This is a genomic window from Bacillus sp. FJAT-50079, assembly GCF_018343515.1.
In the GTDB taxonomy this organism is placed as follows: domain Bacteria; phylum Bacillota; class Bacilli; order Bacillales; family Bacillaceae_C; genus Lederbergia.
The window spans coordinates 281,396-304,549 of record NZ_JAGYPD010000007.1; the positions used below are offsets into that span (position 1 = coordinate 281,396).

General features: G+C 40.8%; 21 protein-coding genes. 15 read left to right on the forward strand and 6 right to left on the reverse strand.

The window, feature by feature from the left end:
- Positions 1–97: 97 nt before the first annotated feature.
- Both KHA95_RS19605 and KHA95_RS19610 read right to left on the reverse strand, forming a co-directional pair.
- Positions 98–718: an NTP transferase domain-containing protein gene (locus tag KHA95_RS19605; RefSeq protein ID WP_213139246.1), complete on the reverse strand. Its 621-nt coding sequence runs from the start codon at positions 716–718 to the stop codon at positions 98–100.
- Entirely contained in the window at positions 715–1,719 is a 1,005-nt protein-coding gene (locus tag KHA95_RS19610) for an XdhC family protein (protein ID WP_213139247.1), read from the reverse strand. The genes KHA95_RS19605 and KHA95_RS19610 overlap by 4 nt, the downstream gene beginning before the upstream one ends.
- A 159-nt stretch (positions 1,720–1,878) precedes the next feature.
- On the opposite strand from KHA95_RS19610, the gene KHA95_RS19615 reads away from it, so the two are divergent.
- Genes KHA95_RS19615 through KHA95_RS19635 form a run of 5 tightly spaced genes read left to right on the forward strand, consistent with a single transcriptional unit; the run spans position 1,879 to position 6,612 of the window.
- Positions 1,879–2,763 (forward strand): YIEGIA family protein, encoded by an 885-nt coding sequence (locus tag KHA95_RS19615; RefSeq protein WP_213139248.1) that lies wholly within the window; start codon positions 1,879–1,881, stop codon positions 2,761–2,763.
- Positions 2,760–2,948 carry a capping complex subunit for YIEGIA gene (locus tag KHA95_RS19620; protein WP_213139249.1) on the forward strand — a complete coding sequence of 63 codons (189 nt, stop codon included), beginning with the start codon at positions 2,760–2,762 and terminating at the stop codon, positions 2,946–2,948. Before KHA95_RS19615 ends, KHA95_RS19620 begins: the two co-directional genes overlap by 4 nt.
- Before the next feature lie 21 nt (positions 2,949–2,969).
- Positions 2,970–5,315 (forward strand): xanthine dehydrogenase family protein molybdopterin-binding subunit, encoded by a 2,346-nt coding sequence (locus tag KHA95_RS19625; RefSeq protein WP_213139250.1) that lies wholly within the window; start codon positions 2,970–2,972, stop codon positions 5,313–5,315.
- The gene (locus KHA95_RS19630; protein WP_213139251.1) at positions 5,312–6,136 is read left to right on the forward strand and encodes an FAD binding domain-containing protein; all 825 of its coding nucleotides are present in this window, start codon (positions 5,312–5,314) and stop codon (positions 6,134–6,136) included. The genes KHA95_RS19625 and KHA95_RS19630 overlap by 4 nt, the downstream gene beginning before the upstream one ends.
- Positions 6,133–6,612 carry a (2Fe-2S)-binding protein gene (locus KHA95_RS19635; protein WP_481748461.1) on the forward strand — a complete coding sequence of 160 codons (480 nt, stop codon included), beginning with the start codon at positions 6,133–6,135 and terminating at the stop codon, positions 6,610–6,612. The genes KHA95_RS19630 and KHA95_RS19635 overlap by 4 nt, the downstream gene beginning before the upstream one ends.
- Before the next feature lie 93 nt (positions 6,613–6,705).
- On the opposite strand, the gene KHA95_RS19640 is transcribed toward KHA95_RS19635, so the two are convergent.
- The gene (locus KHA95_RS19640; protein ID WP_349305505.1) at positions 6,706–7,071 is read right to left on the reverse strand and encodes a hypothetical protein; all 366 of its coding nucleotides are present in this window, start codon (positions 7,069–7,071) and stop codon (positions 6,706–6,708) included.
- A 33-nt stretch (positions 7,072–7,104) separates the two neighbouring features.
- On the reverse strand, positions 7,105–8,226 hold the full coding sequence (locus tag KHA95_RS19645; RefSeq protein ID WP_213139253.1) for an IscS subfamily cysteine desulfurase: 1,122 nt from the start codon (positions 8,224–8,226) through the stop codon (positions 7,105–7,107).
- Between the two features lie 197 nt (positions 8,227–8,423).
- Between KHA95_RS19645 and nadB the strand changes: the two genes are divergently transcribed.
- From nadB to nadA, 3 genes are read left to right on the forward strand one after another with little or no spacing between them, the layout of a single operon-like run.
- Positions 8,424–9,980 (forward strand): L-aspartate oxidase, encoded by a 1,557-nt coding sequence (gene nadB, locus KHA95_RS19650; protein ID WP_213139254.1) that lies wholly within the window; start codon positions 8,424–8,426, stop codon positions 9,978–9,980.
- Positions 9,949–10,797 (forward strand): carboxylating nicotinate-nucleotide diphosphorylase, encoded by an 849-nt coding sequence (gene nadC, locus KHA95_RS19655; protein WP_213139255.1) that lies wholly within the window; start codon positions 9,949–9,951, stop codon positions 10,795–10,797. Before nadB ends, nadC begins: the two co-directional genes overlap by 32 nt.
- On the forward strand, positions 10,794–11,900 hold the full coding sequence (gene nadA, locus KHA95_RS19660; RefSeq protein WP_213139256.1) for a quinolinate synthase NadA: 1,107 nt from the start codon (positions 10,794–10,796) through the stop codon (positions 11,898–11,900). The genes nadC and nadA overlap by 4 nt, the downstream gene beginning before the upstream one ends.
- A gap of 61 nt (positions 11,901–11,961) precedes the next feature.
- Here nadA and KHA95_RS19665 read toward each other — a convergent pair whose 3' ends face one another.
- Entirely contained in the window at positions 11,962–14,109 is a 2,148-nt protein-coding gene (locus KHA95_RS19665) for a lamin tail domain-containing protein (protein WP_213139257.1), read from the reverse strand.
- A gap of 329 nt (positions 14,110–14,438) precedes the next feature.
- On the opposite strand from KHA95_RS19665, the gene KHA95_RS19670 reads away from it, so the two are divergent.
- From KHA95_RS19670 to glpK, 7 genes are all read left to right on the forward strand, one after another.
- Positions 14,439–16,088, forward strand: coding sequence for a glycerol-3-phosphate dehydrogenase/oxidase (locus tag KHA95_RS19670; protein WP_213139258.1), 1,650 nt, complete (start codon positions 14,439–14,441; stop codon positions 16,086–16,088).
- A gap of 39 nt (positions 16,089–16,127) precedes the next feature.
- On the forward strand, positions 16,128–17,123 hold the full coding sequence (dhaK, locus tag KHA95_RS19675; protein WP_213139259.1) for a dihydroxyacetone kinase subunit DhaK: 996 nt from the start codon (positions 16,128–16,130) through the stop codon (positions 17,121–17,123).
- A gap of 20 nt (positions 17,124–17,143) precedes the next feature.
- Complete coding sequence (dhaL, locus tag KHA95_RS19680; protein WP_213139260.1) at positions 17,144–17,767, forward strand: dihydroxyacetone kinase subunit DhaL; 624 nt, start codon at positions 17,144–17,146, stop codon at positions 17,765–17,767.
- Positions 17,768–17,794: 27 nt separating this feature from the next.
- On the forward strand, positions 17,795–18,187 hold the full coding sequence (dhaM, locus tag KHA95_RS19685; protein WP_213139261.1) for a dihydroxyacetone kinase phosphoryl donor subunit DhaM: 393 nt from the start codon (positions 17,795–17,797) through the stop codon (positions 18,185–18,187).
- A gap of 40 nt (positions 18,188–18,227) precedes the next feature.
- Positions 18,228–18,791 carry a glycerol-3-phosphate responsive antiterminator gene (locus tag KHA95_RS19690; protein ID WP_213139262.1) on the forward strand — a complete coding sequence of 188 codons (564 nt, stop codon included), beginning with the start codon at positions 18,228–18,230 and terminating at the stop codon, positions 18,789–18,791.
- A gap of 246 nt (positions 18,792–19,037) precedes the next feature.
- Positions 19,038–19,868 carry an MIP/aquaporin family protein gene (locus tag KHA95_RS19695; protein ID WP_213139263.1) on the forward strand — a complete coding sequence of 277 codons (831 nt, stop codon included), beginning with the start codon at positions 19,038–19,040 and terminating at the stop codon, positions 19,866–19,868.
- A gap of 35 nt (positions 19,869–19,903) precedes the next feature.
- Positions 19,904–21,397, forward strand: a complete 1,494-nt coding sequence (gene glpK / locus KHA95_RS19700) for a glycerol kinase GlpK (RefSeq protein WP_213139264.1) — start codon at positions 19,904–19,906, stop codon at positions 21,395–21,397.
- A 207-nt stretch (positions 21,398–21,604) separates the two neighbouring features.
- On the opposite strand, the gene KHA95_RS19705 is transcribed toward glpK, so the two are convergent.
- Positions 21,605–23,062 (reverse strand): carbon starvation CstA family protein, encoded by a 1,458-nt coding sequence (locus KHA95_RS19705; protein WP_213139265.1) that lies wholly within the window; start codon positions 23,060–23,062, stop codon positions 21,605–21,607.
- Positions 23,063–23,154 lie beyond the last annotated feature (92 nt).

The following is a 23,154-nucleotide window of genomic DNA, read 5'->3' on the forward strand; positions in this document are numbered from 1 at the left end:
GTTTCAATACCCTCTCCACTCCATTATTGAAACCTCAATTGACCGTAACTAGTCCGCTATTTTGCGGTGTGGGATTCCTGCAAAACATCATTCATTTTTAAGACCATACGAATGAAGACATCAATGATAGAAGTGTTTCGTATTCTTCATCGGTGTCAATGTCGAAAAAAAGCTCTTTTTCAGTGAAAGGTAAAATCTGCCCGTTTGTAAGGAATTCGCCTTTTAATAGTGCCCTTGCTCCTTTGTCACCTTGTAAATGAAGCAACTGTGGATACATCGATGCCGAAAATAAAACTGGAGGCATAATCACTTCATTAAACGAAGCTGCGACAAATGTAGTCTTTTTTTTCCTCATTATCGTGAGTAGCTCTTCAAGCATTGCTGCTGTAATTAATGGTTGATCAGCGAGCATAATCATTGCTGCTTCTGCCTCAATTGCCTCTACTTGTTTTATCCCACATTTCAATGATTCAGATTGACCTAGATGTGCAGTAGGACAGTCAACAACTACACATTTTTTATGTGAAAATAATTCAGGGGGTAACCATTCATCCACTCTCTTTTTTCTTGTAATAATAAAAATTTGATCAAGTGAAGTCTTTAAGGCTGTTTTCAGTGCGAGGCTCCCTAATGAACCATTTTGGGTAGGGAGAGATAATTTATATTTCCCCATCCGGCGACTGCTGCCTGCTGCAAGATAAATACCAGCTACTTTCATGCCTGCCTCCGATTTTTGACAGCGATTAATTGGGCGACAATGCTCACAGCTATTTCCTTTGGCCCTTCTGCATCGATCGATAAACCAACTGGTGAATGGAGCCAATCGGGAATGCTTCCATCCATTAATCGTGCTGTTCTCTTCTTTGAACCTAGTATGCCAATATAAAATAATTGTAAATCTTTCAAAATACGAAGAATCTCTATATCACGTTGAAAATGATGTGTCATAATAACGACGGAATCGAGTGGGGTTAACTCGATTCTTTTCATTAATTTTTCTACTGAATCGACTTGAATCGTTTCCGCTGAAGGGAAATAGACAGGCGAACAAAGCGCCTCGCGCCAATCAAGTATATGTACTGAATACTCTGCTTCACTTGCTAAATAGGCAAGTGGACGAGCATCTTCTCCTGCACCGATAATATATAAAGATGGTTTCGGCCAAAGCAGCTGAAGGAAATAATCTTCCTCAGATATTAATTTTGAATAACGACAAAACGGAGGTGCGGCAAGCAGGATGCTTTCCCAAACATCCGGAATCTCTTGATCCCATTTACCAAAAGTGCCCTTATCGGAATTAAGAAAAACGTATTGATCAACGTTTTTGACGGACTGTATATAAAGAACAGGCTTTTTTTCTGTAAAACATTGATAAACAAACGATAGGGATTGGCGAAATGTCTCATCCACATCCCGTGCAAATACGGAAATAATTCCATTGCAGCCTACTCCGACTCCCCAGCCAAGATCATTTTCAGAACTTAAATCATACTGGTATACTGCGGCTGCACCTGTATTAAACACTTCTTCAACTCGGCTTTGCATATCATTTTCCAAGCATCCTCCGCTTAAAAGTCCCATCCTTGATCCATCTAGCCGAAAAAACATGCTTGCTCCTTCTTTTCTATATGAAGACCCATCCACATGGAAAATGGTAGCGAACACGGTTGGTTGATTGTCATTCAATACAGACGTAATCATTTCGTGGATATGTCCCATCTTTAAAATAACCCTTTCTTTGCTTTTACTAGCTAATATTCCCTTCTCGCGCCGCTCTTAGCCATTGATTGATAGATTTGCTGACAAAAACGGAAGTGAATATATTTTTGGAAAAAATGGATACCATACCTATATCTAAGATAAATAGGAGAGGTTCCTGTGGATACATACTTATTATCTGTTGTACTAGGAATTATTTTTGGCTGCATATCAAGGTTTGTTTTACTGAGAACGGATTTCCGTCAGTATCCTACATATCCACAAGGGAGAATCATTCATTTATCATTTGGATTTATTGCGGCGTTTATTGGCTCGGTTGCCGTTCCGGCTGTTTTGGAATCTGATTGGGCAGCAGTGACGTTTCTAGGTCTTGCCGCCACTCAGTTTCGCGAAGTGCGCAAAATGGAGAGGGACACGCTTGAAAAGGTCGACCAAAAAGAATTGGTTAAGCGCGGCTCCCCATTTATTGAAGGGATGGCGCAAGCATTTGAAAGCAGAAATTACTTAGTCATGTTTACCGCACTCATTACATCATTGTTTTCCGTCTTTCATCCACTAGCAGGGATTGTTGCCGGCGCGATCATGTTTGCTGTTGTAAAGTGGAAAATGTCGGGGGCATTATTACTCACTGTTGCACATATTTCCGAAGGTGATATTCGTTTTGAAGGACCGAATCTTTATGTCAGTGACATTCATATAAAAAATGTAGGATTGGATACAACAAGAAAGGCGATACTGGAAAGAGCGGTAGGTGTAATCGTCACACCGAAAAATGAAAATGCGGTCGTTACTCTTTCACACCTAGGTCAAAGGCAAGCGATGTTACACCATGTTGCTAATGTTCTCGGTGCTTATATTGATTCCGGAGAGCCAGCATTTATTCCGTTATCGAAGCGTGATATGGATGATGGCAGAATTGCGTTGTTTATCATGCCGCAGGAAAAAGACTTTCAACAAATCAAAAAAGTACTTGAACATGTGCCTGTCCTTGATAGTGCAATTCGTTTGCCGAGTGAGGCGGATAAAGGAGTTGGAAATAAATGAGTGAGCATGCAGTGATCATCGCCGTCGTTACAATGAACGAAGGAAGGGTCCAAGGCGGAGGCGCTCCAATCTTTATCGTGAAAAATAAAGAGGAAGTACAAACGGTAAGCACAAGTTTAGAGAAGATTATGGATGCGTCTGCTCACGAAATCGATGAGTCAACGATGATCATCGTTGCTCGTTAACGCAATGAGGAGGGATTAACAATGTGCAATAAGCCATGGACGAAAATTGGCAAGCCAGAAAAAAGAATTGACGCGAAGGAAAAAGCTGCTGGCACGGTCAAGTATTTGGGGGATTTCACCGCACCTGGGCTTTTACACGCAAAGCTTACGACAAGTACATATGCACATGCAAAGATCAAATCAATCAATACGGATGAAGCATGGAAAGTTCCCGGGGTACGCGCAATTGTGACTGGCGAATCATTTCCATATCATATTGGACCTATATTAGCGGATCGACCGCCTTTGGCCTTTGAAAAAGTGCGCTATTACGGTGAACCGATAGCGATCGTTGTTGCCGATCATGAATATCAAGCGAAGCAAGCAGCCTTAAAAATTATGGTTGAATATGAGCCGCTTCCGATTGTAAATTCTGTCCAGCAAGCATTCCAAAAAGATTCCCCATTGGTGCATGAAAACTCGGGGCAATATATGAAAATCATTAGCAATGTATATCCTGTTCAAGGGACGAATATTGGCAGCCATATTAAAATTCGCAAAGGAGATTTTTTCACGGCTTGGGGAAGCTGTGATGAAAAGATAACTGCTCATTTTTCCTTTAATCTATCCGACCATGTTGCATTGGAAACGCGGAGTACGAGAGTGGAAATCAATCCGAACGGGCAAGTCATTGTTCATTCCTGCACACAATCACCCTTTACAATTAAAAAGGTATTAAATCAATTTTTTAATATAGAGGTCGGCAATATTATCGTCCACGTTCCAATGCTTGGCGGTGCCTTTGGCGGGAAAGGAACGGTCCAGCTCGAGCCGCTCGCTTATTTAGCATCGAAGGCAGTTGGCGGAAAACTCGTAAAATTGGATTATGATCGTGAAGAAGATATGATCACCGCCCCGGGACATATCGGACTTGATGCGACGATCAAGCTAGGAGCCACGAAGGACGGAAAAATTGTGGCAGGCCAATATACATTTTTGATCGATTCAGGCGCCTATACAGACCAAGCGGCTGGAATTACGCGGGCGATGGCGCTTGATTGTACAGGCCCGTATTATATTCCAAATGTATGGTGTGATTCGTACTGCATGTACACGAATCATCCATTTGCTACATCCTTTCGGGGATATGCCCATCCTGAGCTTACGTTTGCGGTTGAAAGAACGATGGAAATGCTTGCGAGGCAATTGAAGATCGACCCGATTGAGCTGCGACTTTTAAATATAGCGAAGCCTGGAAACACGTCGCCAACGCAATCAGCGTTAACAGCGAACAATATTGGTGATGCCGCTACATGCATCGATCGTGTAAAAGAACTGATTCAATGGGATGAGGGCAAACGGGTAGAGGTAAACGAACATAAGGTGAAGGCGAAAGGATTAAGTGTATTTTGGAAAACATCAACGACAGCAACAAACGCCCAATCAGGTGTTGTTATCACGTTTGAAGCTGATGGGAGTGTAAATTTGAATTGTGCGGCAATCGAGCTTGGACAAGGGACGAAAACAATTCTCGCGCAAATTCTCGCGGAAAAATTAAATATCGGCCTCGATAAAATTCATGTCAAAATGGAAACGAATACGCAATTTGATCCCCATCAATGGCGCACGGTCGCAAGCAGTACGACCTTTTTAGCTGGAAGGGCAGTGCTTGCAGCCGCTGAGGATGCGATCAATCAATTGAAAAGAACAGCTTCCATCGTATTGCAATGTTCCGTAGAAGATTTGGACGTCGGAAATGGTCGAGTGTACTTAAAACCGAATCCAGAATATGGGGTAGAAATAAAAGACATTGCCCTCGGATATAAATATCCAAATGGTCATTCGATCGAAGGGCAAATACTAGGTCACGGAAAACATATTCAACGACATTTAACACCAATGGATAAAGAAACGGGATTCGGTCAACCGGGTCCATGGTGGTCCGTTGGTTCCCAAGCAGTCGAAGTAGAGTGGGATACCCGGGATTTTACGTATACAATTTTAAAAGCGGTGACCGTACTCGATGGTGGTACGATTATTAATCATATGACAGCAACCCAGCAAATGCGAGGAGGGATGTATTTAGGTTTAAGCTTTGCTAGCCGCGAATCGTTTCTTTTTAACGAGGAGGGAATCGTTCTTAATCCGCAGTTGCGGACGTATCCGATTATCCGCTTCGGAGAGCAGCCTGAATATGTCGTTGATTTTATCGAAACGCCAACGGTGGATGGCCCGTACGGAGCGCGCGGCATCGGAGAATATGGTGTGATTGGGATGCCAGCAGCTCTTGCCAACAGTCTTTCGACAGCAGCACAAGTGGAGTTAAATGAATTACCGCTTATACCAGAACAGATATGGAAAACAATCAAGGAGGCTGGCCACTCATGATTCCATTTGATTTTGAATATTACAGGCCAGCCTCTATAAAAGAAGCAATCGAAACATATGAACAATTACAAGCTGATGGAAAAACGATCGTCTATATTTCTGGAGGTACTGAATTTATTACCTTTTCACGAGTAAACCAAATGAATGCAGATGCGGTCATTGATATAAAAGGCATTCCTGAGTGTACGTTACTTGAAGAACAAGATGATCAACTCGTCATGGGATCAGCTGTTTCCTTGAATACAATTACAGAATCGGGCCTTTTTCCATTGCTCGGGGAAAAACTAAGACGCATTGCCGACCATACATCGAGAAATAAAATTACGATTGGTGGAAATTTGAACAGCCATTTCATTTATAGAGAAGGAGTTTTACCCTTGCTTATTTCTGATGCGCAAGTAAAAATCGCGGGAATGGACGAGGAAGAAATACTTCCATTGGAAACGCTCAAGCTTGAACAAGGACAGTTTCTCACACAAATTTTCGTTGATAAAGCATACGTTGATCTGCCTTTTAAAAATGTGAAAAAGACGAAAGTTTCTACGGTTGCTTACCCGATCGTCTCGATCTCTGCTCTTGTAAAAGAGAAGCAGATGCGCGTGGCAATGAGCGGCGTATGTGAATATCCGTTTCGGTCAATAGAGATTGAGCGGGTGATCAATGATTTCTCACGATCAGCGGAAGAACGGGTGAATGAAGCGATCGGGGTATTGCCCGGACCAGTTATCGGAGATATCGAAGCGTCCGCCCCATACCGTGAATTCGTTTTGAAACAAGCATTAAGTGAAACCATCGCGGCATTAGAGGGGGAGATCCAATGATCACAAATGGAAAATTGAAAACCGTTGTGCAATTGAATGTGAACGGGGAAACGAAGGACGCAATGATCCGGTCCGCGGACACACTATTACATACATTGCGGGAACAGCTCGGTTTATACGGAGCAAAGCGCTCGTGCGAGAACGGCGACTGTGGGGCGTGCACGGTTCTCGTCAACGGCAAGCCGATGCACTCCTGCCTTTGCTTAACGATCGAGTCCACTGATCAAATGATTACAACGATCGAAGGATTAATGGACTCTCCGATACAAAAACAATTCATTGATAAATGGGCGATCCAATGCGGCTTTTGCACACCTGGATTTATTTTAAATTGCCACGCTTTAGTGAACACTCATCCAAATGCAAGCGATGAAGTGATCGAAGAGTGGCTGCAATCGAATCTTTGTCGCTGTACTGGCTATCAGGAAATAAAGGATGCGGTGAAATCAGTTCTGAATGAGGGGGTAGCAAATTAAAAATGGTTACTCGCGAAGTGAAGAAACATAACTAATTTAGAAAATACCCAATTAAAAAGAACCAGGCAGGATTTTGTCTGGTTCTCTCCAATTTTATCCCTTTTTAAAGCTCTGGTTTTCACTATTTAATGTTTGGATGAGCTGCAATGTTTGGGCCGCTTGCTCAATTTGCTGTCGCACTTGCTCTAATTGCTGTTTTTCGGCAGTTGTTGCCTGTGTAACGGCAATTCCTTGCATTTGATTAAGCTGTTGTGTCGCTTGTTGAAGTTGTTGCTGGGCTTGTTGCAATGATTGGATATCTACCATGGAAGCATTTTGCTGGATCGTTTGCTCGGCCTGCTGCATTGCTTGTAAAGCTTGCTGCTTCTGAGCCTGAAACTGCTGCTCCATTTGTGCTTTGTTTTGCTGCAATTGCTGATCGTGCATCTGCATTTGCTGTTCTTGGAAGTTTTGTTCCACGTGAAAAACTCCTTTTTGAATAGCATTCTGCATTTATGAACTTTTATCCATAATAATACGAATAATCGTCTCCGCTAATTGCTGTACATCGTTCTCCGTCGTTTCTTTTCCGAAAGAAATCCGAATAAATTCTTTTGCCGGTTTTCCGCTTAAGCCGAGCGCAGTCATCGTTTTTGATGGTGCTTGTAAGCCAATTTGGCAAGCACTTCCCGTTGAAATCGCAAAGCCGAATCGGTTGCATTCAAGCATGACAAATTGCCCTTCCAAACCTTTCACACGCATGCCAAGCGTTGATGGAAGCTGTGTAGAAACATCTCCGCCATAAATGACGCATGAAGATTTGACAGGACTTAAAGCCTCAAGAAAAAGAGTACGGAGTTTCCAACATTGCTGTTGGTGCTCTTCCATTTGTTTATATGCTGTTTGTGCTGCTGTGATCATGGCTGCAATTGCAGGAACATTGACAGTCCCAGGGCGAAAGCCATTTTCATGAACCGTTCCAGGCAAAAATGGATTCCAGCGCACACGTGGATTAATATATGCCGCTCCAATCCCTTTTGGTCCGTAAAACTTATGCCCGGAAATCGATAGGCTATCTACATGCGTTGCAATATTTTTTGCATCAACCTTTCCGAACGTCTGTACACAGTCACTGTGGAAAAGAATATCATTTTCTTTGCAAAGCTTACTTATTTCTTCAATCGGTTGAAGTGATCCGATTTCTGGGTTGCCATGTTGAATCGTAATTAGAATCGTATCCTCCCGAATCGCCTTTTTTAATTCAGAAACCTCAATTTGACCTGCGGAATTGAATGGAAGGGCGGTCACCTCATAATGATTTAGTGAATTGAGAACAGAGGAGTGTTCTGCCATTCCCGTAATAATATGTTTTCCCTTTTTTAGTGGGGAGGAAAGGAGCGCATGGATGGCTAGAAAATTACTTTCAGACCCACCACTTGTAAAATAGATTCCGTCTTTCTCAACCGCTAGCAGCTCAGCCAATGCACGACGGCAGTTTTCTAAAAGAGAGCTCGCTTCCTCACCAATATCATGCAAGCTGCTCGAATTTCCATAAAACTCTGTTGCTGCTTTTATATATACTTGAGCAGCTTCTTTATCTAGTGGACATGAAGCAGCATAATCAAAATATTTCATTTCCATTCCCCAACCTTTCTTGCAATAGGAGCGCATAAATCGGTTATTACCGATTATCTCGACTTTACTACCGATTCTTGCCATGTTATTACCGATTATCCCAGTTTTACTACCGATTATTAAAAAAACTCTTGTCATAAGTTTAAATCTATGTAAATATATGTGTCAAGACAGTTGTAAGATCATGGGGGTGGATGATGAAGTATTCCAACGTTATTATTATCGGAAGTGGGATTGCGGCTTTGCAATTGGCAAGGAAGCTTCGTGATGATTTAAATGTGATGATTATCACAAAGTCGTCGCAGCTAAATAGTAATTCCTATTTGGCTCAAGGGGGAATTGCTGCGGCAATCGGAATGAATGATCATCCAGAAAAACATTTTATCGATACGCTCGAAGCGGGTAGGTATCACAATCACCCCGGGGTTGTGCGAGCCTTAACCGAAGCGGCGCCAAACCTTATTAGTGACCTTGTTCATCACGGATGTGTATTTGATAAAGATGAATATGGGGAGCTTGCACTTGGAATGGAAGGCGCACATAGCGAAAAGCGAATCATTCACGGGGGCGGTGATGCAACAGGAAAAACCATCATCGATTTCATGGTTGCACAAAATAACAACATAAAAACAATTGAGAATGTATATGTGTTTGAGCTTTTGCTCGATTCAGCAGGAGAACGATGCATCGGTGTGAAAGGGAAAATGCCCGATGGCAAGATCGAAACTTATTTTGCGGATCATATCGTTCTTGCAACTGGAGGCTGCGGACAATTATACCGTTATACATCGAACGCGGAGCCGGTTATTGGTGATGGGATTGCGCTCGCATACCAAGCAGGAGCGGAAATTTCCGATATGGAATTTATCCAATTTCATCCGACCCTTCTCTATGTAAATGGAAAAACGCGTGGGCTCATTTCAGAGGCTGTGCGTGGAGAAGGTGGAAGACTTGTAACAGAAGAAGGCAAGCTGATCATGGAACATGTTCATCCTTTGGCAGACCTAGCTCCAAGACATATCGTTTCTCAGACGATTTATGATTATTTAAAGCGAGGAAAACAAATCTTTTTAGATATTTCAAATGTGAAATATTTTTCAAAGCGATTTCCTACAATCGCATCCAATTGTAAAAATAATGGAATCGATTTAAAGAAAAATAAAATTCCGGTCGTTCCCGGCAGCCATTTTTTAATGGGTGGCATTAAAACCGACCTTTTTGGAAGAAGTAGCTTGAAAGGGTTATATGCGATCGGGGAAGTCGCCTGTACAGGAGTGCATGGGGCGAATCGGCTTGCGAGCAATTCACTGTTAGAAGGATTGTTTTTTGGCCAAATGCTTGCGGAACACTTAAATAAGCAAAGTAAAGAGAAAATAAATTTCGATGTTTTTTCACGAAAGAAAGCTACCGTACAAAAGAATTTACCATCGATCCAAGATATTCAACATTTGATGATGGAGCGTGTTGGAATTGTGCGGTCGCAAGAAGGGTTATTACGGCAAAAACAATGGTTAAAAAGCTTTTCGATCGAAAACGTAGATTTAGCTGAATTACCTCACGAAAATATCTCGCAAGTTTTTATGCTTATTACCGCGTCATTAATTACAGATGCCGCTTTGGAACGAACTGAAAGCAGGGGAGGGCATTTTCGCCAAGATTATCCATGTGAAAACGATCACCTATGGCTGCGCAAGGAAATTAATTTAAAAGGGGATGGAGCGCGTGAACAAATTGAAGCTACGGCGGTTACTTGAGCCATTTTTTATTGAGGATATTGGAGATGGAGATGTGACCTCTCACATTTTTGCAGAAGATCAGCAAGGAATCGTTCAATTTATTGCAAAAGATCATGGGATTTTCTGTGGTGAGGAAATCATTCAAACGGGTTATCGCATTCTTGATCCATCGACGAAGGTGGAACTTAACATTAAAGACGGGGAGCGAGTAGAAAAGGGGCAAGTGCTTGCAACGATAAATGGATCGGTATCAACACTCTTAAACGGGGAGCGCGTCATCTTAAACTTAGTACAAAGAATGAGCGGAATTGCGACAAAGACACGAGAAGCCGTCTCTATTTTAAATAGCTCCCATACGAAAATTTGTGATACGAGAAAAACGACACCGGGATTAAGAATGCTCGAAAAATATGCGGTTCGCTGTGGCGGCGGCTATAATCACCGTTTTGGTCTTTACGATGCAGCAATGATCAAAGATAATCACATTTCTTTTGCCGGATCGATTACAAATGCGATTGAGGCAGTGCGAACGAATGTCGGTCATATGGTCAAAATTGAAGTAGAGACGGAAACGAAGGAGCAAGTGATGGAGGCAGTAAAGGCGAGAGCAGATGTCATTATGTTTGATAACCGTGAGCCAAGCGAAATTAAAGAATGGATCGAGCTTGTTCCTGAAAGCATCATTACGGAAGCGTCGGGCGGAATTACACTCGATACGCTTGCATCGTACAGCGATACGGGTGTTGACTTCATTTCATTAGGGTTTTTAACGCATTCGGTTCAATCATTAGATATAAGTGTAAAAGTCACAATCAAGGAGGCGGAGCGGGTATGAATATTTTCCAAACATTAGAGAAGCAATCGAATGTTCTTCCTGAACAATATCGAAAGATGGGCACGGATGAATTGGAGAAAATCGTTCAATCAGTGAAAGACAAACTCGGCAGCAAATTATATATTCCTGGGCATCATTATCAAAAAGATGAAGTCATTCAATATGCGGATGCAACAGGGGATTCACTGAAGCTTGCGCAATTATGCGAGGAAAACCGAGAAGCAGAATATATTGTTTTTTGTGGTGTACATTTTATGGCAGAAACGGCGGATATTTTAACGACCGAACATCAAAAGGTGTATTTGCCTGATATGCGAGCAGGCTGCTCGATGGCAGATATGGCTGATATTTATCAGACGGAACGGGCATGGACAAAGCTAGAAAACCTATTTGGTGAAACGATTCTTCCATTAACATATGTGAATTCAACCGCTGCAATTAAATCTTTTGTTGGCGTTCATGGCGGGGCAACCGTTACGTCTTCAAACGCAGAAAAAATGGTTCAATGGGCGTTTACGCAAAAGGATAGATTACTATTTTTACCTGACCAACATCTCGGAAGGAATACGGCTTTCAATCTAGGTGTAGGTTTAGATGAAATGGCCGTATGGAATCCAATCAAGGATGAATTAGAATACGATGGACCACTGGAAAAAGTGAAGGTCATCTTGTGGAAAGGTCATTGCTCTGTTCATGAAAATTTTACAGTGGCCAATGTCGAGGATGTGCGTCGTCAATACCCCGACATGAATATTATCGTCCATCCAGAATGCAGCCGCGAAGTCGTGGCGGTTTCGGATATGGCTGGCTCAACAAATTATATTATCGAAACAATTGAAAAAGCAGAGGCAGGGACGGCGTGGGCGATCGGAACAGAAATGAATCTCGTCAATCGGATCATTCAGCAGCATCCAGATAAGCAAATCATTTCACTCAATCCGCATATGTGCCCTTGCTTAACGATGAACCGAATTGACTTGCCACATCTTGCTTGGTGCTTGGAAACGATCGAAAAAGGCGAGGAGCATAACTTAATTAAAGTGGATGAGCAAGTGACAAAATATGCGAAGCTGGCGCTGGATCGGATGTTGGCATTAGTGTGAAATAAAATTGTACCAATAGATTGGCTGCGATTATGCCCGTCTATTGGTACTAGTTTACTAGCTATTTACGTTTCCTCTTAAGTCCTACCTTGTCTTCTTTCAATAATTGTTTTTTATCGATTATGAGCATGTGATCCATTGGGGATGTGGCAGTATAACGGTATTTATTGGCCCCTGATTCAAATACAACGTATAAGTATTTAGACTGTACATTAGCAATTCCTTCTGGCATTGGGATTGCCTCGACACTTCCTTGTGGCTTCGACTGTGCACCATCAAGAAACCAGGTGGGAACAGCTTTATTAGCAATTGTTATATAATCATACGGTTTTTCCTTTAATGGATTGTTATAGCGATAGAGTGCACTATCATTATCCGTGCCATAGGATGTGCTTAATATTACACCTTCCTTTTGAACGATCGCTCCCTGAACTTTATCGGTTGTCGAAAAAATATAATCTGGAATTGCAGGTAACTCGGATGCCTTATTCCACTGCTTATCGGTAAGCATGTCCGAATTCGAATGTAAATCAAAGCCAATCATCCAAGCATAATGAGTTTTTCCGGTCCGTGTTTTTAGGTGATGAGAAGGGTCTGTGGGATTGGCATTCTCTTCGTAAAATTCCCCAACCCAAAGTATATTCTCATCGTAAAAAGTGTAAGATGCATCGACGGGGACAGGTATATGATACTGGAAGTAGATTTCTCCATTATTAGGAGCAGATATAAGATCACTAATTGTAAATGAGTACAACGAATTCTCTGAGGAAACCCACACATGGTTCTTGCTGATTGTTATCCCGCCGGCATGGCCTGTAAATGGTGAGCCGTCTTTGTTATACAGCAAAACAGATTTAACCAATTCCTCGGTCGTTGCGTCTACTATCGTTATCGTACTCGGTCTATCGTTCTCCAAATAATTGACGATAAGCAACCAATCTTTTGGCTCGTAGTACGTCATCCCCTGCGGTATAAGATCCTGTGCTAAGCCGGGAATAATGGGACCATCTTTACTGATATCCCACAACTTATGATAGGCTGGATCCTTTTCGATAAAAGACCTTTCTTCCTGAGTAATCAGTTGATGAGATGGTTTAACCGTTAGAGGTGCGGATTTTTCTGAAAGATTTCCTGATATGTCCTCCGCAGCTACTTCAAGCGTGTATTCCACGTTTCCAGCTAATGTGGATAAGATGAATGTATGTTTTTCGGGAGGAACGGAAAATTCCCATATCCCATTTTTGTAAATGTGATATCGATATATATCTGTTTCATTATTAGGGCTCCATGTCAGCTTAATTTTTCCATTTCCCGGAACAGCATGAACATTTTCTAGTATGCTTGGTGGGCTCTTTTTCAATATAGGGCGCGGAGGGACTTGATTATTTTTAACCCATCCAGGTGAAGGTTTTTGATGTCCGCTTATTTTTTCCATCATCAAACTCCCATCTATTGGGTAGCTATAAACAATCGAATGGTTTAATGACACATCAACATCAGAATAACCTGCCTTAACCACCTCAGCCCCTTGTGGATCATTTATAGTAACAGTTTGATAACCACTGTTTCTTAACCCGCCAATATTATCCAATCCATATACTTTTTCAACGCTTAAATATTTATCATGGTAGGATGCAAAGTAATGATTATTAAATGCTTCTAATGTTAAATGCTGAATTTCCGCCCTCCTTGTCCAAAATAATTGTGTATTCCAAGGTTGGATGAAAATAGAATCCGTAATTTTCTTTCTCCAATTTCCAGACCAGATCGAATATCCTTTTAAGTTAATTGCTTCATTGCTATTATTGTAGATTTCAATGTATTCAAAGGCATTATAATTTCCGTAATTATCGGTGTCGGGTACAACTTCGGTAATGAGTATAGTAGGTGCATTGTCGACCTTTATTGATTTATTGAAGTCTTGGCTAAAAGTCGCTAACTTCTGCTCAAATCCTAGCTTCGGAGCCAATTGAAGCCCGTGAATTTTATAAAAATCCCATAATGGAATATTGGGGTTATTGAATTTTTTTAGCCAATTCCTTTGCTGATCCGATTGATTCATGATTGTCCAATGATGATCCATCCCAGTAAAATGATTTACTTTAAATGATAATGATGATTCATCTTGTAAGGCAAATCGTTCTTTAACTGGAAAGATGAAAAGTGTAATCGCTATAAATACTAGCAAACAAAAAATCTTCTTATTCACTTTTTATCCTCCTTTATAATCTCTTCACTACCCTTTCACCTTCACTCTCTAACTTAGGAATACGAAACTTTAACAAGTCAGACAGAAACCATTAGTTGTTTGTACCTATAATGTGCAGATGAGAACCGAAATTTTGACGATCATTCTTTATCATCGCAACATCCAAGGAAAAAGCACAAAAGATTCGACTAGACCGTTACTGTTTCAATGTGCTAAGATAATTATAAGTTAATAATCTGGTTGGAGCCGAAGAGAGACCAAAACAACATTATTGCAATATGCCATAGTGTTTGTTTTGGTCTCTCTTTTTTTATAAGGAGGAGAAGGAAATGGCTGGATTTTCGGGATTGGAAAGAAATCGGCTGCTTAATGAAATGCAAGGTGAACAATATGATTTGCTTATCATTGGTGGTGGGATAACAGGAGCGGGGATTGCACTCGATGCGGCGACGCGTGGACTAAAAACGGCGTTGGTGGAGATGCATGATTTTGCTTCGGGAACATCAAGTCGTTCGACAAAGCTTGTTCATGGCGGATTAAGATATTTAAAGCAGTTTGAAATTAAGGAAGTAGCAGACCTTGGCAAGGAGCGGGCGATTGTTTATGAAAATGGTCCGCACGTAACTACGCCGGAATGGATGCTCTTGCCATTTCATAAAGGTGGGACGTTTGGACGGTTATCGACTTCATTTGGATTACGAATGTATGATTTTTTAGCAGGAGTGAAGAAATCAGAAAGAAGAAGAATGCTTTCGAGAGAGGAAACGATCGCTAAAGTTCCGTTTGTAAAAAAAGGCGGTTTATTAGGAAGCGGGCTTTATGTTGAATATCGAACAGATGATGCGCGGTTAACAATTGAAGTGATGAAAACAGCGTTTGAAAAAGGGGCGATTGCCGTAAATTATGCAAAGGTCGATTCATTTGTATATGACGAGCAAAATCAACTGTCTGGAGCTGAAGTAATTGACAGGATAACAGGAAATCGAATGGTCATTCGAGCGAAAAAAGTCGTGAATGCAGCTGGACCATGGGTCGATGAATTACGGGAAGCGGATGGCTCGAAGAATGGAAAGCATTTGCAACTATCTAAAGGGGTTCATATTGTTTTTGATCAATCGATATTTCCATTACAACAAGCTGTTTATTTTGACACAGAGGATGGACGCATGGTATTTGCGATTCCACGTTCCGGAAAAACGTATGTAGGGACGACCGATACATTTTACGATGGGGATCCCGCTAAAGTTCACGCATCAAAAGAAGACAAAGAATATATATTACGGGCCATTCGATACATGTTTCCAGAATTAACCGTGCAGGAAAAAGACATCGAATCAAGCTGGGCGGGAGTAAGGCCACTTATTTACGAAGAAGGAAAAGATCCTTCTGAAATATCGAGAAAGGATGAAATCTGGGTTTCGGAGAAAGGCCTGATTACGATTGCCGGTGGAAAATTAACTGGTTACCGGAAAATGGCTGAAACAGTTGTGGACTTAGTTGTGAAACAATTGGGCGAAACGGGGGATGGAGAGGCTGGTATATCTGTCACAAAAAACTTACCGATCTCTGGTGGTGATATTGGTGGATCTAAAAACCTTGATTCATTTTTACAAGCAAAAATAAAGGAAGCAGAAAATTTAGGAATTTCAAAGGAAGAAGGAAGGATGTTAGCGAATGTTTATGGGACAAATGTAAACAAGGTATTTTCTTTTTTGCCAGAAGGAGATGTTTCATTGCCAAAAGGATTGTATGCCCAATTGCAATATGCCATCTATCATGAAATGGCGATGAGCCCCGTTGATTTTTTCTTTCGAAGAACGGGGGATTTACTATTTAATATTTGCATAGTAAAAGCATGGAAAAAGGAGGTGGTTAATAAGATGTCCATTATATATCAATGGTCAGAAGAAAAACGGAATCAATATGAAAAAGAACTAGAAAAGGAAATTGACCTTGCTTCATCGAGTCTCAAAAAATGATAAGCAGATTAGTAAATATATAAATACAGGAGGATTTTAATGAAAAAAATACTGAACAATCCTAATGATGTTGTTGATGAAATGTTAGACGGAATGGTAGTAGCGCATTCTGATTTAATTAGAAGAATCCCTGGCACTACAGTAATTGTTCGTAAGGGGTCTCCTGTTGTAGGAAAAGTAGGTATTGTCAGCGGAGGAGGGAGTGGACATGAGCCCTCACATGCTGGGTATGTTGGAGAAGGGATGTTAGATGCTGCTGTTGCAGGTGAAGTATTTACTTCTCCTACACCAGACCAAATTTATGAAGCGATTAAAGAAGTCGATAGTGGAAAAGGGGTACTACTTGTTATAAAAAACTATACTGGTGATGTTTTAAATTTCGAAATGGCGGCTGAACTTGCGGAAGCGGACGGAATCAAGGTGGCAAAAGTAGTCGTTAATGATGATGTCGCAGTCGAAGATAGTACATTTACAAGTGGAAGAAGAGGTATTGCGGGTACTGTATTTATCCATAAAATTGCAGGTGCATTAGCAGAAACTGGAGCTTCATTAGAAGAGGTAGAGGAAATAGCCAAACAGGTTATCCAAAATGTTAAATCTATGGGGATGGCACTGTCCCCTTGTATAATTCCTGCTATCGGAAAGCCGGGTTTTGAATTATCAGATGATGAAATGGAAATTGGGATTGGAATACATGGCGAACCTGGAATAAAGAAAACAAAAATTCTCTCAGCCGATCAAGTGGTAGATATTTTGTTGGAAAAAGTTCTTCAAGAAGAGGGTTTACTCGGTATGGAAAATTCAGCAGTATTGATTAATGGTTTAGGTAGTACTCCATTAATGGAACTATACGTTGTTGCTAAACGAGTGGCGGAAAAATTACATGAACAAAATATAAAAATACATTCATCCTACGTTGGTAATTATATGACAGCAATAGAAATGGCTGGCTTCTCCATCTCAATTTTAAAATTAAACGCATCATTAACGAAATTATTAGAAGCAAAAGCGAATACGATCGCATTTAAAAATTAATTAGAGAGGATGCTAACTTAATGGCGGAATTTGGAGTTAGGCAAGCGAAGGAATGGATGAAGAATATTAATCTACTTGTTCAGACACATAAAGGAGAGCTAAGTGAATTAGATCAGAGTATAGGTGATGGGGATCATGGATTAAATATGAGTCGAGGGTTCCAGGAAGTCCTAGAGAAAGTAGGAGATTCAGAATACAGTGATCTAGGCTCATTATTTAAAGATGTAGCTATGACATTAATAACTAAAGTTGGTGGTGCATCAGGTCCACTATATGGAAGTGCATTTTTAAAAGCTTCTCAATATGCAAAGGAGAAGGAAACTTTATCTATAAAGGAGCTCGGATACCTTTTGCAAGAATCTTTAGAAGCGATTAAGCTACGTGGCAAGGCCCAGATTGGTGATAAAACAATGGTTGATGTTTGGGAATATGCTCCTGCTATGTTATTCAATGAGAGCGAGAGTTTAGATTGGGACAAATGGATTGTATTTTTAAAAGATAAAATGGAGCATACCGGCAATTTAGAAGCAAGGAAAGGGAGAGCAGCATATTTGGGTGAGCGATCAATTGGTCATATTGATCCAGGAGCATTTTCCTCCTATTTAATATTTAAAGCAATGAGAGAAGTTTTTAAAAATACATGAGGTTGTATTTTGAAAGGAAGGTCTTCATTGAAATATGTAAATCTTGTACTTGTTTCTCACAGCAGGAAAATAGTAGAAGGGTTAAAGGAGCTGCTAAACCAAGTGGAGCCGAAAGTAAAAATTGCCGCGTCTGGCGGATTTGATGGTGACATTGGTACGAATCCAATGGAAATAAAGGCAGCTATTGAAAGTGTTTATTCGGATAAAGGTGTAGTCCTTTTATTTGATCTAGGTAGTGCTTGGATGAATGCGGAATTGGCGATTGAAATGCTGGATAATCTAAAAGCAATAAAAATTGTTGATGCTCCATTAGTAGAAGGTTCCTACGCAGCTGTTGTTGCTTCAGGTCTAGGTAAAGAGTTGGAACAGGTGGTTGCAACAGCAGAAAAGGTTAGAGCAGTAACTAAAATAAACCGTTAATTAGGTTGAAAAATACGATTTAAAAGAGAGGAGGATAAGAGTGTCATTTGATGGACAACAAATCCTACCTGCACTTCGTGATTTAAGACAATTTGAGAAAATATTAAACAGTCCATTTGAATATATGGTTTTACTTGAGGTTCACATTAGCAATCTAAAATCTATAATAGATACTGCATCTAGGAATCATAAAAAAGTGTTAGTGCATACGGATTTGATTCAAGGGTTAAAAACAGATGATTATGCTGCAGATTATATTTGTAATAATATTAATCCGGCAGGTATCATATCTACTCGATCTAATATGATCATTAAAGCAAAAGCAAAAGGGTTACTTGCTATTCAGAGAACCTTTTTATTAGATACGATTGCCTTGGAAAAGAGTTACTCGATTATCGAGCGGACAAATCCAGATTTCATTGAAGTGCTTCCTGGAATTATTCCAGGTATGATCAGTGAGGTTCAAACAAGAACAGGGATACCTGTAATTAGTGGCGGGTTAATTCGTACACTATCGGATGTTGCAAATGCGATCAATGCCGGAGCAAAGGCGGTAACAACATCTCATCCAGAATTATGGAAAGGACCTATAAACAATAAGTAGATTTCCGAAAATAAAAATTATATATAATATTGACAATATTATATAAATGGATTACACTAATAACAAGTTAATATTCGTGATTGGGTCGAGGAGTCCACATTTACTCATCTACGTTTGGTAGATGAATTTAAATGTGGGCTTTTTTATGTTGACTCAAATAATTGGAGGTGACATATCGATTTTTTTATAGCTTTAAATTTCATAGTTATTCAGTTACTAAATTAAGAATAAAGGGGAGGAAGAGGAATGTCACCATTTATTGGAGAATTAATAGGGACGATGATTTTAATCATATTTGGTGGTGGAGTTGTCGGTGGTGTATTAATGAAAAAGTCCAAGGCCGAGAATTCAGGGTGGATTGTCATTGCTGTTGGATGGGGGCTGGCGGTTGCAATGGGGGTATACGCAGTTGGAAATTATAGTGGAGCCCACTTAAATCCGGCAGTTACAGTAGGACTCGCTTCGGTAGGATCATTTCCCTGGTCCGATGTACCAATGTATATTTTAGCTCAAATGATTGGTGCAATATTAGGCGCGGTTATCGTTTACTTCCATTATCTTCCTCACTGGAAACAAACAGAAGATCAAGGAGCAAAGTTGGCAGTTTTTGCTACATCACCTGCGGTCAGACATCCATTATCAAATCTTGTAAGCGAAATCATTGGAACCTTTATTCTATTACTCGGATTATTGACAATTGGCGCAAATGAGTTTACAGAAGGATTAAATCCATTAATTGTAGGTGCTTTGATTGTGGCCATTGGTTTATCTTTAGGAGGAACTACTGGGTATGCGATTAATCCGGCACGAGATCTTGGTCCAAGGATTGCTCATTTCTTCCTCCCCATTCCGAGGAAAGGGTCATCAGACTGGGGATATGCTTGGGTCCCTATTGTTGGCCCAATGATTGGTGGTTCATTTGGTGCACTCTTTTATCAAAAAGTCTTTGAAGGTACAAATAATATTGCATTTTGGATTGTAGGTGCCATTACAATTGTACTTTTACTTGCAGCTCAAATAACGGTGAACAAAGAAAAGAAAACGGAGGTTTATAATAAACTAGTAAAAAATGCATAATTAAATAAAAAGAAAAATTTATAGGAGGAAAAAACATGTCTGAACAATTTATTCTAGCACTAGATCAAGGAACAACGAGCTCAAGAGCTATTTTATTTAACCAAAAAGGTGAAATTTATCATACGTGTCAACGGGAATTCCCACAATATTTCCCACAGCCTGGCTGGGTTGAGCATAATGCGAACGAAATTTGGAGTTCAGTTTTAGCTGTCATTGCTGGTGTGCTTTCAGAAAAAAATATAAAACCGGAACAGGTAACTGGAATCGGAATTACAAATCAGCGGGAAACGGCAGTCGTGTGGGATAAACATACCGGAGTCCCAATATATAATGCGATTGTTTGGCAATCAAGGCAAACGGCTGCTATCTGTGAAGAGTTAAAAGAAAAGGGTTATAACGATCTATTTCGTGAAAAGACAGGTCTCCTCATTGATGCTTATTTTTCGGGAACGAAAGTAAAGTGGATTTTAGATCATGTGGAAGGCGCAAGGGAAAAAGCGGAAAAGGGTGATTTGCTGTTTGGAACGATCGATACATGGCTGATTTGGAAACTATCAGGTGGAAAAGCTCATGTGACTGATTATACCAATGCGTCAAGAACATTGATGTACAATATTTATGACCTACAATGGGATGAGGAGCTGATTGATATATTAGGAGTGCCAGCTTCGATGCTGCCAGAGGTACGGCCCTCATCCGAAGTGTACGCACATACCGTAGATTACCATTTCTTTGGTCACTCAGCGCCAATTGCAGGAATTGCTGGAGATCAACAAGCGGCCTTATTTGGTCAAGCATGTTTCGAAAGTGGAATGGCCAAAAATACATACGGAACAGGCTGCTTTATGTTGATGAATACAGGTGAAAAGGCAGTAAAATCCGATCACGGCCTACTAACAACGATCGCTTGGGGACTTGATGGTAAAGTGGAATATGCACTCGAAGGAAGTATTTTTGTTGCGGGTTCAGCGATTCAATGGCTTCGCGATGGATTGAGAATGTTCACTAACTCAGCAGACAGTGAAGCATATGCTACGAGGGTGACATCATCCGATGGCGTGTATGTCGTGCCCGCGTTTGTTGGACTTGGTACACCTTATTGGGACAGTGATGTGCGAGGGGCAGTGTTTGGTCTAACACGAGGAACATCAAAAGAGCATTTTATCCGAGCGACATTGGAATCACTAGCCTATCAAACGAAGGATGTGCTTGCCTCAATGGAAGCAGACTCGGGCATTTCAGTAAAAACGTTGAGGGTAGATGGTGGTGCGGTAAAAAATGACTTCCTTATGCAATTTCAAAGTGATTTACTGCATGTCCCGGTTGAACGCCCTGTAATTAATGAAACGACAGCATTAGGTGCCGCCTATTTGGCTGGATTAGCAACTGGTTTTTGGAAAGATAAATCGGAAATAATGAAGCAATGGGATTTAGATCGTTCTTTCCATCCGGAAATGGCAGAGGAAAAACGCACCCAGCTTTATAGTGGATGGAAAAAAGCGGTGAAAGCGGCGATGGCGTTTAAATAATCTAATGATCACGATAAATCGGATCTCAAGGACAAAACCCCGCCAGTATTAGCAAAATTTGTCTTTCAAACTTCAGTTGAAGGACACTCTATGGAACTATAATGATGAAACTGTCTTAGAAAGCTGTAATTTCATAAAAATAGAAAAGCAGGTAAAGAAAAGCATGATCATTTTTCTTTACCTGCTTCATTTTATTTTAGCCTCTAGTTAAGATACCTTACCTAACCCATCATCAAGAATGATTGGATTGGTCCCTTTTTCATGTGCCTCAAGTTTTCTTCTTAAGGCGATAAAGAAGCCGACAATAATAATCGCAGTGATGATCCCCGCAATAATATAAGATAGGTTCATTGACAATCGAAAACCGATTTGTGCATTGAGTATAAATGTGAATGTTGTCATTGTAATGAACGCGGCTGGTATGGCAGCGATCCAGTAATTTTTCTTTTGCAGGGCTAGATACATTGCGCCAATCCATAATGCGATCATCGCTGTTGTTTGGTTTGCCCAAGCAAAGTAGCGCCACAAAATATTAAAGTCCATTTGCGTAAGAATGATAGAAATGATAAACATCGGTGCAGCGATCCATATACGGCTACTGAACTTCTTTTGAGCAAGACCGATGTAATCAGCAATAATCATTCGCGCACTGCGAAATGCTGTGTCACCAGATGTAATTGGTAAGACAATGACACCAAGGACAGCGAGTGTTCCAAAAATCGCACCCATTGTTGTCACGGAGACTTCTTTAACGACTCCGGCAGGTCCGACGGTTGCCAATAGTTCATTTAAGGATGCACCATTGAAAATCGCCATTGCAGCCGCAGCCCAAATCATAGCGATGATTGCTTCGGCGATCATCATTCCATAGAAAATATAGCGACCTTGTGATTCATTTTGTGTTGTACGAGAAATAATCGGCGATTGGGTTGCGTGGAATCCCGATAAAGCCCCGCATGCAATCGTAATAAATAGAATGGGGAAAATTGGCATGTTATCAGGATGCATATTTGCAAACGTCAACTCTGGAATAGTATGGCCTTGGAAAACTAGTGCACCACCAATTCCTACTGCACTAATTAAAAGAATAAGTCCAAATATCGGATAAAGCCGCCCAATAATTTTGTCAATAGGGAGGAGGGTGGCTAAAATATAATAAGCGAAAATAACGACAACCCAGACCCCGACGGACATCCAGCCTTTTGTTAAATCTCCAAGCAATTCAGCTGGCGCTGTAACAAACACGGTTCCGACTAAAATAAGTAATAAAAGTGAGAAAGCATTCACAACATGTTTAAATGCTTTGCCAAGGAACATACCAGCAAGCTCCGGTAAGTGAGCACCACGGTTTCTAAGTGAAATCATGCCAGTTAAATAATCATGAACAGCCCCGGCGAAAATTGCTCCGAGCACAATCCAAAGAAAAGCAACTGGACCGTATAAAGCCCCCATGATTGGTCCGAAGATAGGTCCGACTCCTGCAATGTTTAGTAGTTGAATTAAGGAGTTGCGCTGCTTCCCCATCGGAATATAGTCCAATCCATCTGCCATTGTGTATGCGGGGGTTTTTCGCTTTTCTTGCATTCCAAATACTTTTTCAACATACTTACCATACGTGAAATAGCTGACAATTAACAAAAGAATAGCTGCAAAGAATGTAATCATTTAACAACCTCCTCTTATTATGAATGCGCTTACATTATAGCATGGACACCTTATCCTTTAAAGGGTAAATTATTCCTTTTCAAACTGGGGGC

Excerpts from the sequence above, each read along its gene's own strand:
- KHA95_RS19605 (WP_213139246.1), bottom strand. The coding sequence starts at position 718 with ATGAAAGTAGCTGGTATTTATCTTGCAGCAGGCAGCAGTCGCCGGATG.
- KHA95_RS19610 (WP_213139247.1), bottom strand. The coding sequence starts at position 1,719 with ATGGGACATATCCACGAAATGATTACGTCTGTATTGAATGACAATCAA.
- KHA95_RS19620 (WP_213139249.1), top strand. The coding sequence starts at position 2,760 with ATGAGTGAGCATGCAGTGATCATCGCCGTCGTTACAATGAACGAAGGA.
- KHA95_RS19625 (WP_213139250.1), top strand. The coding sequence starts at position 2,970 with ATGTGCAATAAGCCATGGACGAAAATTGGCAAGCCAGAAAAAAGAATT.
- KHA95_RS19630 (WP_213139251.1), top strand. The coding sequence starts at position 5,312 with ATGATTCCATTTGATTTTGAATATTACAGGCCAGCCTCTATAAAAGAA.
- KHA95_RS19635 (WP_481748461.1), top strand. The coding sequence starts at position 6,133 with ATGATCACAAATGGAAAATTGAAAACCGTTGTGCAATTGAATGTGAAC.
- KHA95_RS19645 (WP_213139253.1), bottom strand. The coding sequence starts at position 8,226 with ATGAAATATTTTGATTATGCTGCTTCATGTCCACTAGATAAAGAAGCT.
- nadB (WP_213139254.1), top strand. The coding sequence starts at position 8,424 with ATGAAGTATTCCAACGTTATTATTATCGGAAGTGGGATTGCGGCTTTG.
- nadA (WP_213139256.1), top strand. The coding sequence starts at position 10,794 with ATGAATATTTTCCAAACATTAGAGAAGCAATCGAATGTTCTTCCTGAA.
- KHA95_RS19670 (WP_213139258.1), top strand. The coding sequence starts at position 14,439 with ATGGCTGGATTTTCGGGATTGGAAAGAAATCGGCTGCTTAATGAAATG.
- dhaK (WP_213139259.1), top strand. The coding sequence starts at position 16,128 with ATGAAAAAAATACTGAACAATCCTAATGATGTTGTTGATGAAATGTTA.
- dhaL (WP_213139260.1), top strand. The coding sequence starts at position 17,144 with ATGGCGGAATTTGGAGTTAGGCAAGCGAAGGAATGGATGAAGAATATT.
- KHA95_RS19695 (WP_213139263.1), top strand. The coding sequence starts at position 19,038 with ATGTCACCATTTATTGGAGAATTAATAGGGACGATGATTTTAATCATA.
- glpK (WP_213139264.1), top strand. The coding sequence starts at position 19,904 with ATGTCTGAACAATTTATTCTAGCACTAGATCAAGGAACAACGAGCTCA.
- KHA95_RS19705 (WP_213139265.1), bottom strand. The coding sequence starts at position 23,062 with ATGATTACATTCTTTGCAGCTATTCTTTTGTTAATTGTCAGCTATTTC.